The following is a 12,927-nucleotide window of genomic DNA, read 5'->3' as shown; positions in this document are numbered from 1 at the left end:
TCAACGCGTCAAACGAGCCGTTCGCCCCACCGCGAAGCCCCCACCGCGAAGCGCCACGACGAGTCCCGCGAAGCACGCCGCCCCTCACCACCCGAGCCCCGGGTCACAGCCGTCGAACTTCGCGTTTTGGCAACAACTTGCGAAAGAGAGCGCTCTCCAATCGCATCGCGTTGCCAAAACGCGAAGCACGGGCGCGTCAGCGGCGGCGGGAAGCCCAGCGGTGCGGGCGGTCCTGCCACGGAGCCGAAGCCGGGCGCGGGGAGACGGCGCCGCTGAGCACGGCGTGCGCGGCGAGCACCCCGCCGACCGACGACGCGTTCACGATCTCGCCGCTGAGCACCATGGACATGGCCTCGCGCAACGGAACGCGGCGCAGCACCAGGTCGGACTCCTCGTCGTCGGCGATCTCCCCACGGTCCACAGTGGACAGATCGCGGGCGAGGAACACGCGAACGACCTCGTCGGTGAACCCGGGCGAAGCGGCGACGTCGACCAACGTGGACCACGAAGAAGCGGCGAGCCCGGCCTCCTCGGCGAGCTCCCGCGCGGCGGTCAGCTCGGGAGCTTCCCCGTCGACGTCGAGCAACCCGGCGGGCAGCTCCCACAGCCGACGCCCGACGGGGTGCCGGTACTGGTGGATCAGCACGATCCGCTCTTCGGCGTCGATCGCGGCGACGGCGACGGCGCCCGGGTGCTCGACGACCTCGCGCACGGCGACGCTGCCGCCGGGCATGGCCACCTCGTCCACGCGCAGGGCCATCACCCGGCCCGCGTAGACGTCCTCGCTGCTCACGGCGTGGAACTCGTGCTCACCGGCGGCCACGGCTCAGACCCCCGCGCTCTCGGCGATCTCCACGGGCAGCCGGTCGGCGGCCCGGTAGTCCAGCGCCGCGCCGATGAACGCCGCGAACAGCGGGTGCGGGCGGGTGGGGCGGCTCTTCAGCTCGGGGTGCGCCTGGGTGGCGACGAAGAACGGGTGCTCCTCGCGCGGCAGCTCGACGAACTCGACGAGGTGGTCGTCCGGCGAGGTGCCGGAGAACACCAGGCCCGCCTTGGTCAGCCGCGCCCGGTAGGCGTTGTTGACCTCGTAGCGGTGGCGGTGCCGCTCGGAGACCTCGGTGGCCCCGTACGCCTGCGCCACAACGGAACCGGGCTTGAGCTTGGCCGGGTAGGCGCCCAGCCGCATGGTGCCGCCCATGTCCCGCTCGCCCGCGACCACGTCCTCCTGGTCGGCCATGGTGCTGATCACCGGGTTGGCGCTGGCCTCGTCGAACTCCGCGGAGTTGGCGTCGGCGATCCCGGCCAGCCCCCGCGCGGCCTCGATCACCATGCACTGCAGGCCCAGGCACAGCCCGAGCGTGGGGATGCCCCTGGTCCTGGTGTGGGTGATCGCGCCGAGCTTGCCCTCGATGCCGCGCACCCCGAAGCCGCCGGGGATGAGCACGCCGTCCACCCCGGCCAGCGCGGTCGCGGCACCGGCCGCGGTCTCGCACTCGTCGGAGGGCACCCACTTGATCTCGACCTTGACCTTCTGCGCGAAACCGCCGGCGCGCAGGGCCTCGCTGACCGACAGGTAGGCATCCGGCAGGTCGACGTACTTGCCGACGAGCGCCACGCGCACGGTGTCGCGCGGGTTGTGCACGCGCTCCAGCAGGTCGCCCCACACGGTCCAGTCGACGTCGCGGAACGGCAGGCCGAGGCGGCGCACCACGTAGGCGTCCAGGCCCTCGGCGTGCAGCACCTTGGGGATGTCGTAGATCGACGGCGCGTCGGGCGCGGCCACCACGGCCTCGGTCTCGACGTCGCACATCAGCGCGATCTTGCGCTTGAGGCCGTCCGGGATCTCCCGGTCAGCGCGGCAGACGATCGCGTCGGGCTGGATGCCGATGTTGCGCAGCGCGGCGACGGAGTGCTGCGTGGGCTTGGTCTTCAGCTCGCCGGAGGGCGCGAGGTAGGGCACCAGCGAGACGTGCAGGAAGAACACGTTGTCGCGGCCAACGTCGTGGCGGACCTGGCGGCAGGCTTCGAGGAAGGGCAGCGACTCGATGTCGCCGACGGTGCCGCCGACCTCGGTGATCACCACGTCCGGGGCGCGGTCGTCGGGGCCGGGCGCGGCCATGCCGATGATGCGGGACTTGATCTCGTCGGTGATGTGCGGGATCACCTGGACGGTGTCGCCGAGGTACTCCCCGCGCCGCTCCTTGGCGATCACCGCCGAGTAGACCTGGCCGGTGGTCACGTTGGCGTTGCCGTCCAGCGAGCGGTCGAGGAAGCGCTCGTAGTGACCGATGTCGAGGTCCGTCTCGGCGCCGTCCTCGGTGACGAAGACCTCGCCGTGCTGGAACGGGTTCATCGTGCCGGGGTCGACGTTGAGGTACGGGTCCAGCTTCTGCATGGTCACCCGAAGCCCTCGGGAGGTCAGCAGCTCGCCGAGGCTGGAAGCGGTCAGCCCCTTGCCGAGCGAGGAGGCGACGCCCCCGGTGACGAACACGTGCTTTGTCGTACGGCCTTGCAAGACCAAGGAGGGCTCCCGTGGTGTCCAGATCATCGCAGTGATGAGGTCGGCCAGAACGGCCATCCACGGGGTTTCACGGTAACACCTCACTCGGACGGAGCAGTAATCCCGACCGCTGTGTCGCCCGTCGCCCCACTCACGTTCGGGTGGGGCGACGGGCGGGAGGTCCTAGTTCGCCATCTGCGGGGCGGGCGCCTGCGCGTTGCCCGCGATGCCGTAGCGCCCGGAGCGGCCCTCAAGCTGCTCCCGGAGCGCGAGCACCGTCACCACGCGGCCAGCGAACGAATCCGCGTTGTCCACAGTGGACAGAATCGAGGTTGCGGCGGTGTCCGCGCGCACCACGCCGATGGCGCCGGTGCCGTCGGCCGAACCGCCGCGCCCGGCGAGCACCACACCGGCGCCCGCGCGGTCGAGCTGCGTGGCGAAGCGCGAGATCGTCGCCGCCCGGTCACCCGCGGCGTCCCCGGCGTTCGCGCCGCCGGTGAGCACCACGGCCAGCTGCGCGGGGCGCAGGTTCGGGCCGATCCGGACGAAGCCGCCGTTGGCGAGCCCGCTCAGCGCCGCGCTGCTCTCCTCGCCGCTGGCCTGCGGCTTGTTGTTCTGCGGGTTGAGCAGCACGAGCTGCCCGATCAGCCCACCGGCCAGGGTCCCGGGGTCCGACGCCGTCGGCAGCTGCGCTCCGGCGGGCAGCACCCTCGGCACCAGGTCGCGCAGCTGGTCGGCCTTGTTCGGGTCCACGAAGGTCTCGGTGAGCTGGAGCTCTCCGGTGATCGTGGCGCCCGCGGTGCGCAGCAGCTGGGTCAGCGCGTCCCGGTCGGCCGGGTTGGCGTCGGCGGTGGTGACCAGCACGACCGTGCGCTGGTCGAGCTGGCCCCGGACCGCGAGCGGGGCGATCGCGCCGCTGAAGCGGTCGGCGTCGGCCAGCCGGGCGTTGAGGCCGTTGCGCTCGGACTGCAGGTCGGAGACGCGCTTGCCGAGCGAGTCCTTGTCGTTGGACAGTCCCGCCAGCAGCGGCTCGCTGACCGTGGTGGAGCCGAGCACGACGCCCAGCGCCAGCGCGAGGAAGACCGCGGCGATGGAAACCAGGTGGTATCTCAGCGAAATCACGAGAAGAGTCCCTTGATCCAGGTCATCAGGTCGGTGAACAACCGGCCGGCCTGCTCGGCGTAGGCCTGTCCGACGTTGGTCACGGACAGGGCGGCGACGAGCACCACGAGCGCGGTGAGGACGAGCAGCAGCACGGCGCCGAGGGAGACGCGGCTGCGGTAGAGCGTGGCGACCGCCTTGCCGTCGAGCAGCTTGCTGCCCATGCGGAGCCGGGTCAGGAACGTCGAGGGGTTGGAGCCGTTGCGGCCCCGGTCCAGGAACTCCGCGAGGGTGGCCTGGAAGCCGACCGTGATCACCAGGCTGGCGCCGTGCGCCTCGGCCAGCAGCAGCGCGAGGTCCTCGGGGTTGCAGGAGGCGGGGAAGGTGACCGCGCCGATGCCCAGGTCCTGGATGCGCTCCAGGCCGGGCGCGTGCCCGTCGACCTGCGCGGGCAGCACGACCTCGGCGCCGGACTTGAGGGTCTCGTTGGTGATGCCCTCGGGGTCGCCGACGATGATGTCCGGCTTGTGGCCCGCGCGGCGCAGCGTGTCGGCGGCGGCGTCCACGCCGACCAGGACCGGGCGGTACTCCTTGATGTACTTGCGCAGCGCGGCCAGGTCCTGCTCGTGCTCGCGGCCGGGGGCGACCACGAGCACCGGCCGGTCCTTGACCGAGACGTAGAGCTCGGGAACGCCGATGCCGTCCAGGATCAGCGTGCGCTCCTGGCGCAGGAACTCGATGGTGTTGGCGGAGAAGGCTTCCAGCTGCGCGGCCATCCCCGCCTTCGCCTCGATCATCTGGTCCGCGATGGACTCGGCGCTCTGCTGCGCCCCGTGCGCGAGCTCGTCCTCACCGGCGTAGACCCCGCCGTCGTGCAGGCGCAGCCGGGTGCCGTCCTTGATCCGGCGCATCGCCTCCTGGCCGACGCCGTCGATCAGGGTGATGCCCGCGGCGACGAGGACCTCGGGGCCGAGGTTGGGGAAGCGGCCGGAGATCGAGCGGGAGGCGTTGACCACCCCGGCCACCCGAGCCTCGACGAGCGCGTCGGCGGTCTTGCGGTCGAGGTCGACCTGGTCGATGACGGCGATGTCGCCGGGGGCGAGCCGTCGGAGGAGACCGCCGGTGCGGCGGTCGACGCGCGCGACACCGGTGACTCCGGGCTGCGCCTCAGTGTTGCGGTGGAGGAGTCCGGTGAGCTTCATGGAATCGATGCTCACAAAACACCGCATCGAGACCGCGACGCCACGCCGGAACGATTTCCCCAGGTCACTCGCCCGAAGTACACGCCGTTACGGCGCGTTGACCAACCCGCTCCCCGAATCGCCCGTTTCCCAGTGGCGCTTTCGCAATCCTTTGTTCCATGAGCCCCGCTCACTTCCCTAGAGAAGAGAGCGGCGGGTCACTTCTTGCGGGTCTTCTTCGCCCGGTGCTTCTCCCGGTCGGCCTCCGCGGTGGCCAGCAGCTCCTCGGCGTGGGCGCGGCCGGACTCGGTCGCCTCCATGCCCGCGAGCATCCTGGCCAGCTCCACCACGCGCTGGTTGTGGTTGAGCATCCGGACCCCGCTGCGGGTCACCCCGGCGTCGCCGCTGACCTTGTCCACCACCAGGTGCCGGTCCGCGTAGGCCGCGACCTGGGCCAGGTGGGTCACCACGATCACCTGGTGGCTGCGGGCGAGCCGGGCCAGCCTGCGGCCGATCTCCACCGCCGCGCGGCCGCCGACCCCGGCGTCCACCTCGTCGAAGATCATCGTCGGCACCGGGTCGGCGTGCGAGAGCACGACCTCGATCGCCAGCATCACCCGCGACAGCTCACCACCGGAAGCTCCCTTGTGCACCGGCAACGCGGGCGCTCCGGGGTGCGGGACCAGTTGCAGCTCGACCTCGTCGACGCCGTCCGGCCCGGCCTGCAGCGCGCGCCCGGCGAGCTGCAACGCGGTCGGATCACCGGCTCCGGCCGTCCGGTCGAAGACCGCGACCTCCAAGCGGGCCTGCGGCATCGCCAGCCCGGCCAGCTCCTTGGTCACCGCCTCGCCCAGCTCCTGCGCCGCGGCCAGCCGCGCGGTGGTCAGCTCGCCGGCCAGCTTGGCCAGCTCCACCGCGAGCTCGTCGCGGCGCGCGGCCATGGCCTCCAGCGCCTCCTCGGAGACGTCCATCCCGGCCAGCCGCTGCCGCGCGTCCTCGGCCCACGCCAGCACGCCGTCCACGTCGGCGGCGTACTTGCGGGTCAGCTGCTTCAGCTCGGCCTGCCTGGCCAGCGCGCGCTCCAGCGCCGCCGGGTCCACGTCGAGCCGGTCCAGGTAGGAGCCCAGCTCGGTGCCCACGTCGGCCAGCAGCGCGGCGGCCTCGGCCAGCCGGGAGTCCAGCTCGCGCAGCTCCGGGTCCTCGCTCGCGGCGATGCGCCTGCGCGCGTCCCCGACCAGCCCCAGCGCGCCGAGCGCGTCGCCGTCGGCCTCCTGCGAGCCGGTCAGGTCGAACTGCGCGCCCGTCGCGGCCTCGCGCAGCACGTCGGTGTCGGCGAGGCGGCGGGTCAGCTCGACCAGCTCCACGTCCTCGCCGGGCTTGGGGTCGACCGACTCGATCTCGGTCAGCCCGTGCCGCAGCAGATCCGCCTCGCGGGCCAGCTCGCGCGCGTTCTCGGTGCGCTCGGTCAGCTCGCGGGAGACCTTCATCCACTCCGCGCGCACCTTGCGGTACTCCACCAGCGGACGCGAGACCGACGTGCCCGCCGAGCGGTCGAGCACGTTGCGCTGCTCACCGGCGCGCAGCAGCCGCAGCTGGTCGTTCTGCCCGTGCACCGCCAGCAACTGGTCGGCCAGCTCGGAGAGCAGTCCGACCGGCACGGTGCGGCCACCGAGGTGGGCCCGGGAGCGACCGTCGGAGCTGACGGTGCGCACGGCGATGAGGCTGCCGTCCTCGTCTGGGGCGGCGCCGGAGTCCTCGGCGACGGACAGGGCTGGGCTGTTCTCGGCGAGGCTGAACCTGCCCTCGACCACGGCCCGCTCGGCACCGGTTCGGACCCGCGACGCGTCGGCGCGACCACCGGAGAGCAGGTGCAACCCGCTCACCACCATGGTCTTGCCGACGCCGGTCTCACCGGTCACGACGGTCAGGCCCTGGTGGAGTTCGAGGGTGGCGTCGTCGATCACGCCGAGGCCCTGGATGCGCATCTCGGCTAGCACAGTCCGCACCCTAGCCCCTCGCCCCGACAGCGCCCGCCGCGCGGGGTCACCTCGCCGGGCCGCGCCAGCCCTGCGTCGGCAACGAGAACTTGCGGACCAGCCGATCGGTGAACGGCGCCTGCCGCAGGCGGACCAGCCGGACCGGCAGCGACCCGCCGGTGACCTCGACCCGCGCGCCGGGCGGCAGCTCGAAGGTCCGCTGCCCGTCGCAGCACAGCACGGCCGGGTGCCCGCCCGCGTCCAGCTCCACCGCGACCACGGACTGCGGCGAGAGCACGAGGGGCCGCGCGAACAGGGCGTGCGCGTTGCTCGGCACGACCAGCAGCGCCTGCACCTCCGGCCACATCACCGGTCCCCCAGCGGAGAACGCGTACGCCGTCGACCCGGTCGGGGTCGCGCACAGGACGCCGTCGCAGCCGAAACCCGACACCGGCCGGCCGTCGACCTCCAGCACCGCGTCCAGGATGCGCTCGCGGCTGATCTTCTCGACGCTGGCCTCGTTCCAGGCCCACGTCCTGGTCAGCTCGGTGCCGTTGACCTTGGCGACCACGTCGACGGTCATCCGCTCCTCGACCCGGTACTCGCGGTCGACGACGGCGGAGACGACCTCGTCCAGCGCGTCCGCGTCGGCCTCGGCCAGGAACCCGACGCGCCCGAGGTTCACCCCGAGCATCGGCACCCCTGCGGGCCTCGCGAGCTCCGCCGCGCGCAGCAGCGTGCCGTCGCCGCCGAGCACGAGCACCACCTCGGTGCCCTCGGCCGCCTCCGGCGCGTGCTTGACCACCGTGCCGTAGCAGGCCGGGTCGAGGTCCGGGGACTCCTCGCCGAGAATGCGCAGCCGGATTCCCGCGTCTGTCAACCGGTTCGCCACGTCCTTGGCGGTCTTGACGTTCTCCTCGCGCCCGGTGTGCACGACGAGCAGGACCTCGCGCTCGCTCATTGGGGACCCGCCTCGACCGCTGCCCGCACCAGTTCCTCCACCTCGGCCCGCGAAGACGGCTCTTCCTTGCGCAGCCATAAGAAAAACTCCACGTTGCCGCTCGGTCCCGGCAACGGGCTCGCGGTCACCCCGCGCAGGCCCAGCCCGGACTCCGCCGCGGCCATCGCCACATCGGTCACGGCCTCGGCGCGCAGCTCCGGATCGCGCACGACTCCCTTGGCGCCCAAGCGCTCCTTGCCCACCTCGAACTGCGGCTTGACCATCGGCACCAGGTCCGCGTCGGGTCCGGCGCACGCCGCGAGCGCGGGCAGCACCAACCTCAGCGAGATGAACGACAGGTCCGCGACGACCAGATCCACTTGGCCGCCAATGGTTTCCGGCGTCAGAGTGCGCACGTTCGTGCGGTCGTGCACGCGCACCCGCTCGTCCGTGCGCAGCTTCCACGCCAGCTGGCCGTAGCCCACGTCCACCGCCACGACCTCGGCGGCGTCCGCGCGCAGCAGCACGTCGGTGAACCCCCCGGTCGAGGCTCCCGCGTCCAGGCAGCGCCGCCCAGCGGGGTCGACCTTGAAAGCCTCCAGCGCGCCCAACAGCTTGTGCGCGCCGCGCGAGGCCCAGCCGGGATCGTCCTCGGCCTCGCGAACCACCACCGGCGCGTCGGCCTCCACGGCGGTCGCCGCCTTCGTCGCCACCGAGCCGCGCACGGTCACGCGTCCGGCGGTGACGAGTTCGACCGCGTGGTCGCGGGAGCGCGCCAACCCCCGGCGGACCAGTTCGGCGTCCAGCCTCGCCCTCTTCGGCACGGGCCTACACCCGGTCGATCGCGGAGAGCGCGTCGGTCAGCGCCGAGTGCACGGCGTCGAACCTGCCGACGTGCTCCTCCAGCGGCACGGACTCCAGGTCCTCGATGCCGACCAGCGCGGCGTCGATGCTGTCGGCGCTCATCGTGGCCGATGGAGTGGCCAGTGCCATCGGCGACGGCCGATAAGGCTGTTCTGGCGTCATGGGCTCGCGCTCCTGTGTTGGTGTGCCGGTGTGCGGCTTTCAAGCTATCCGATGGGGCCGACGGCGCGGGTCAGTCCAGCGCCAACCGACGCAAAGCCGCCTCTGCCGCGTGATCGGCGGCGACCACCTTCGGAGTCCCCGTCCCGCTCGCCCACCACGCCGAGCACAACGAGCGCAGCGCGGAAAGGTCGTGCTCCGAGCCGCCGTCGTGCGCCAGCACCAGCCGAGAACCGTCCACAGTGGACTTCCAACCGCTCGGCCCGGAGATCTCCGAATCGGCGGTCGGCGCGAGCAACCCCTCCAGCCCAGCGGAGACGTGGCGGGGCCGCTGGTGAGCGGGAGCGGCGAGCAGCGAGGCGGGCGTGGCCACCCCGGTCAGCACCAGCAACGAGTCCATCCCCGCCGTCACCGCGCCCTCGATGTCGGTGTCCAACCGGTCCCCCACCACGAGCGGCCTGCTCAGCCCGGCGGAGGAAGCCGCTTGGTCGAGCTGCGTCGCGGCGGGCTTCCCGGCGACCAGCGGCTCAGCCCCCGTCGCGGCACGCACGGCCGCCACCAGAGCGCCGTTGCCCGGCAGCATCCCGCGCTCGGTCGGCAGCACCAGGTCCAGGTTGCAGGCCACCCACAGCGCTCCGGCCTGGATAGCCAGCGTGGCCTCCGCGAACTCCGGCCAGCCCAGCGTCTTCGACAGGCCCTGCACCACGCCGACCGGCTTCTCGTCGGCGCTGCGCACCGGCGTCAGACCGACCAGGCGCACCTCCTCGACGAGCCCTTCCGCGCCCAGCACCAGCACCTTCGACCCGGCGGGCACCCGCTCGGCCAGCAACGCCGCCCCGGCCTGCGCGCTCGTGCTCACCTCGTCCGGTCCGGTGTTCAGGTCCAGCTCGTTGAGGTGGTCCGCGACCTCCGCCGGGCGCCGCGAGGCGTTGTTGGTGACGAAGCGCACCGCCCGCCCGTGCTCCCGCGCCGCCCGCACGACCTCCGCGGCCGACGGCAACGGCTGCTCGCCTCGGTACACGGTGCCGTCGAGGTCGAAGAGCAGGCCGTCGTAGTCCTCAAGCAGCACGCCGTTCACTCCCTGCCGATGTTCGCCAGAAACCGGAAAGCCCCCGCACCCAAGGGGTACGGGGGCTTTCCACCACGGTACTTGCTCGATCAGGACGCGTTGTCGTCCTTCTCGTTGACGTTCTTCTTCGCGGCCTCGTCCGCGTCAGCGCTGACGGCGCTGTCCTTGCGGTCAGCCACGCTCTCGGCGGCGTCGGCCACGGCAGCCCGGTCCTCGGCGCCACCGTTGCCAGCGCCACCGTTGCCCTTGTCGGCGTCGTTCTCGTCGGCAGCGTCGACGTCGGCGGCAGCGTCGTTGACGACATCGTCGTCCTCGGCGCTGGCATCACCCTTGTCGGCGGCGTCCGCCGCCACGCTGTCCGTCGCGGCGCCGTCCTCGGCCTCAACCTCGTCGTCGGCGTCGGTCCCGGCGGCACCAGACCCGGCCGCACCGGACTCGGCGTCATCGGCCTTGTCCGCATCGGCCTTGGCGGCGTCAGCCTCGGCCGGGGCCGGGGGCTTCGGGACCTGGACGAGGAACTGCGCGGGCGCGCCACCGCTCAACTCCGAGGCGCGCTCGGAGGCGTCGGTCTCCTCCTCGACATCGGCCTCGGCAGCGTTGATGAACCAGCGCACGGCCTCCTCGGTCCGCCCGGCGGCGGCGAGGTTGTCGGCGTAGGCGTAGAACAGCCGCGCGCTCCACGGGTCCCGCCGCTTCGCGTCCAGGTCGTCGCCCTGGAGCGCGACCACGGCCGCGTCCAGCTGACCCATGTCCCTGCGAGCGCCCGCGATCACGATGCGCAGCTCGACCGCCTGGTCGACGCTGAGCTGGGCGGCGTCGGAGCTCCTGGCGAACTCCAGCGCCCGCTCCGGCCGGCCGAGGGCCCGCTCGCAGTCGGCGAGGATCGCCAGGTGACCGGGTCCGCCGCCCATCCGCCGCGAGGCGCGCAGCTCCGCGATGGCCTCGGCCCACTCACCCGCGTGGTAGGCGGCCAGGCCGGCGGCCTCGCGCACCAGCGCGACGCGTCCGGCCTTGGACCGCGCGTAGCGGGCGTGCTCCAGTGCCTTCTCCGGCTCGTCGTCGATCAGCTGACCAGCGGCGACGATGTGCTTCGCGATCGACTCCGCCGCGCCCTTGGGCAGGCTGCGGAGATCGGCGCGCACGTCGGCGTCGAGGTCATGGGCCTCGATGCCCTCGGGCAGCTCCGGCTCGGGCAGGCGCGGCGCGTCCGAGTCGAACCGCCGGTCGTCGCCCCCACGGGGCCCACGGTCGTTCCGGTCGAACTTGCGGCCGCCGGAGCGATCGTCCCGCGAGCCGAACTTGCCGCCCGGACGGCGGTCTCCGCCACGGTCGTCCCGAGGCCCGAACTTGCGCTCGCCACCCCGGTCGTCCCTGCGGTCGCCACCACGGTCATCGCGCGGGAAACGCCTGTCTCCACGGTCATCCCGACGCGGTCCGCGGTCTCCGCCACGGTCCTCACGAGGTCCACGGTCGAACGTCCGCTCACCGCCCCGGTCATCCCGAGGAGCGAACTTGCGCTCACCGCCACCGTCGCGCGGCGTGAACTTGCGTTCCCCACCGCGGTCGTCCCTGCGGTCGCCACCACGGTCGTCGCGAGGCGCGAACTTCCGCTCACCACCGCGATCGCCACGGTCATCCCGACGCGGGCCACGGTCGTCACGGGGCTGGAACTTGCGCTCACCGCCACCGTCGCGCGGCGTGAACTTGCGTTCCCCGCCACGATCGTCCCTGCGGTCGCCACCACGATCATCGCGCGAGCCGAACTTGCGCTCGCCACGGTCGTCGCGCTGGAACTTCCGCTCGCCGCTCTCACCGTCGCGGGGAGAGAACTTGCGCTCGCCACCACGATCATCGCGCTGGAACGGGCGGTCCCCGCCACGGTCGTCACGGCGGAAGGGTCGGTCGCCACCACGGTCGTCACGGGAGTCGTGCCTACGGTCACCGCCGCCCGCGCGCTCGTCGCGCGAGCCAAAGCGCCCACGGTCACCACGATCATCGCGCTGGAACTTGCGCTCACCGCGGTCGTCCTTGCGGTACCCGCCACGGTCATCGCGAGGTCCGCGATCGTCGCGGTTCTGGAACCGACGCTCGCCGGAGCCACCGCGATCGTCCCGACGGTCGCCCCGGTCATCACGGCGGAAACCGCCGCGGTCGTCACGGGGCTGGAACTTCCGCTCGCCACCACGGTCGTCGCGGGGAGTGAACTTGCGTTCCCCACCGCGGTCGTCCCTGCGGTCGCCACCACGGTCATCGCGAGGCGTGAACTTCCGCTCGCCGCCGCGATCATCACGAGGGACGAAGGAGCGACCGCCCGAGCCGCCACGGTCATCGCGACGCGGGCCGCGATCGTCACGGGGCTGGAACTTGCGCTCCCCGCCCCGGTCGTCCTTGCGGTAGCCGCCGCGATCGTCGCGCTCGACGCGAGACCCGGAGCCGCCGTAGCCGCCCCGCGAGTCGTTCCGGTCACCGCGGTCGTCCCTGCGGGGTCCGCGGTCGTCCCGGTTGTCGCTGCCCTGCCAGCCACCCTGACGCGGGCTCTGACCGCCACGGCGGTCCTCCCACTTCCGGTCGCCCCGGTCGTCACGGCGCGGAGCGCGGTCGTCGCGCTGGCCTCCCCGGTACCCACCACGGTCGTCACGGCGGTCGTCGCGCTTCGGGCCTCGGCGGTCGTCGCCGTACCCGCTGCGCTCATCGCGCGTGCCGTAGCTTCGCCTGGAATCGTCGCGGCGAGGGCCGCGGTTGTCCCCACGGCTGTCATTGTCATAACGGCGGTCGCCGCCGGAGCTGCTGGAGCGTCCGGAGTACCCGGTCCGTTCCTTGCCGGGGCGTCGATCGCCCCCGGAACGGCCTTCATCGCGGCCGCGCTCGTTTCGGCGGTCGTCGCCGCGCCCATCTGGTGTTCCGAACACAACAACCTCCCGAACAAAGCGAAAAGAGGCAGGCCCACGATAACCGTGGACCGGCCCCTTTTCGAAGAATTGTTCGGCGGCGTCCTACTCTCCCACACCCTCACGAGTGCAGTACCATCGGCGCTGGAGGGCTTAGCTTCCGGGTTCGGAATGGGACCGGGCGTTTCCCCTCCGCCATAACCACCGAAACACTATGGAATTCACAACCACACACAGAACCAGAACCCG

At 72.3% G+C, this 12,927-nt stretch carries 10 protein-coding genes and 1 rRNA gene; all 11 read right to left on the bottom strand.

The window, feature by feature from the left end:
- Positions 1-196: 196 nt before the first annotated feature.
- Positions 197-823, bottom strand: a complete 627-nt coding sequence (locus CCN37_RS00685) for an NUDIX hydrolase (RefSeq protein WP_305764701.1) — start codon at positions 821-823, stop codon at positions 197-199.
- 3 nt (positions 824-826) lie between these two features.
- Positions 827-2,521 carry a CTP synthase gene (locus CCN37_RS00680; RefSeq protein ID WP_086818631.1) on the bottom strand — a complete coding sequence of 565 codons (1,695 nt, stop codon included), beginning with the start codon at positions 2,519-2,521 and terminating at the stop codon, positions 827-829.
- Positions 2,522-2,683: 162 nt separating this feature from the next.
- The gene (locus CCN37_RS00675) at positions 2,684-3,622 is read right to left on the bottom strand and encodes a copper transporter (protein ID WP_086818629.1); all 939 of its coding nucleotides are present in this window, start codon (positions 3,620-3,622) and stop codon (positions 2,684-2,686) included.
- Positions 3,619-4,803, bottom strand: coding sequence for a putative cytokinetic ring protein SteA (gene steA, locus CCN37_RS00670; RefSeq protein ID WP_086818630.1), 1,185 nt, complete (start codon positions 4,801-4,803; stop codon positions 3,619-3,621). Before steA ends, CCN37_RS00675 begins: the two co-directional genes overlap by 4 nt.
- 197 nt (positions 4,804-5,000) lie before the next feature.
- Complete coding sequence (gene recN / locus CCN37_RS00665) at positions 5,001-6,779, bottom strand: DNA repair protein RecN (RefSeq protein ID WP_210407813.1); 1,779 nt, start codon at positions 6,777-6,779, stop codon at positions 5,001-5,003.
- Between the two features lie 46 nt (positions 6,780-6,825).
- Positions 6,826-7,719 (bottom strand): NAD kinase, encoded by an 894-nt coding sequence (locus tag CCN37_RS00660; protein ID WP_086818627.1) that lies wholly within the window; start codon positions 7,717-7,719, stop codon positions 6,826-6,828.
- Positions 7,716-8,522: a TlyA family RNA methyltransferase gene (locus CCN37_RS00655; protein WP_086818626.1), complete on the bottom strand. Its 807-nt coding sequence runs from the start codon at positions 8,520-8,522 to the stop codon at positions 7,716-7,718. Before CCN37_RS00655 ends, CCN37_RS00660 begins: the two co-directional genes overlap by 4 nt.
- Positions 8,523-8,526: 4 nt before the next feature.
- Complete coding sequence (locus CCN37_RS38795) at positions 8,527-8,724, bottom strand: hypothetical protein (protein WP_143261347.1); 198 nt, start codon at positions 8,722-8,724, stop codon at positions 8,527-8,529.
- Between the two features lie 70 nt (positions 8,725-8,794).
- Complete coding sequence (locus CCN37_RS00650; RefSeq protein ID WP_086818625.1) at positions 8,795-9,799, bottom strand: HAD-IIA family hydrolase; 1,005 nt, start codon at positions 9,797-9,799, stop codon at positions 8,795-8,797.
- An 80-nt stretch (positions 9,800-9,879) separates the two neighbouring features.
- Positions 9,880-12,699, bottom strand: a complete 2,820-nt coding sequence (locus tag CCN37_RS41285) for a hypothetical protein (RefSeq protein ID WP_246842740.1) — start codon at positions 12,697-12,699, stop codon at positions 9,880-9,882.
- 71 nt (positions 12,700-12,770) lie between these two features.
- Positions 12,771-12,887 (bottom strand): 5S ribosomal RNA (gene rrf / locus CCN37_RS00640).
- Between the last annotated feature and the right edge of the window lie 40 nt (positions 12,888-12,927).

Source organism: Allokutzneria sp. NRRL B-24872, assembly GCF_002155965.1.
In the GTDB taxonomy this organism is placed as follows: Bacteria; Actinomycetota; Actinomycetes; order Mycobacteriales; family Pseudonocardiaceae; genus Allokutzneria.
Note: the sequence above shows the minus strand (reverse complement) of the source record. Positions and strands in the feature narration are given on the sequence as shown.

What these genes read in the sequence shown, in the direction of transcription:
- steA (WP_086818630.1), bottom strand. Translation starts at nt 4,803, where the DNA reads ATGAAGCTCACCGGACTCCTCCACCGCAACACTGAGGCGCAGCCCGGA.
- CCN37_RS00660 (WP_086818627.1), bottom strand. Translation starts at nt 7,719, where the DNA reads ATGAGCGAGCGCGAGGTCCTGCTCGTCGTGCACACCGGGCGCGAGGAG.
- CCN37_RS38795 (WP_143261347.1), bottom strand. Translation starts at nt 8,724, where the DNA reads ATGACGCCAGAACAGCCTTATCGGCCGTCGCCGATGGCACTGGCCACT.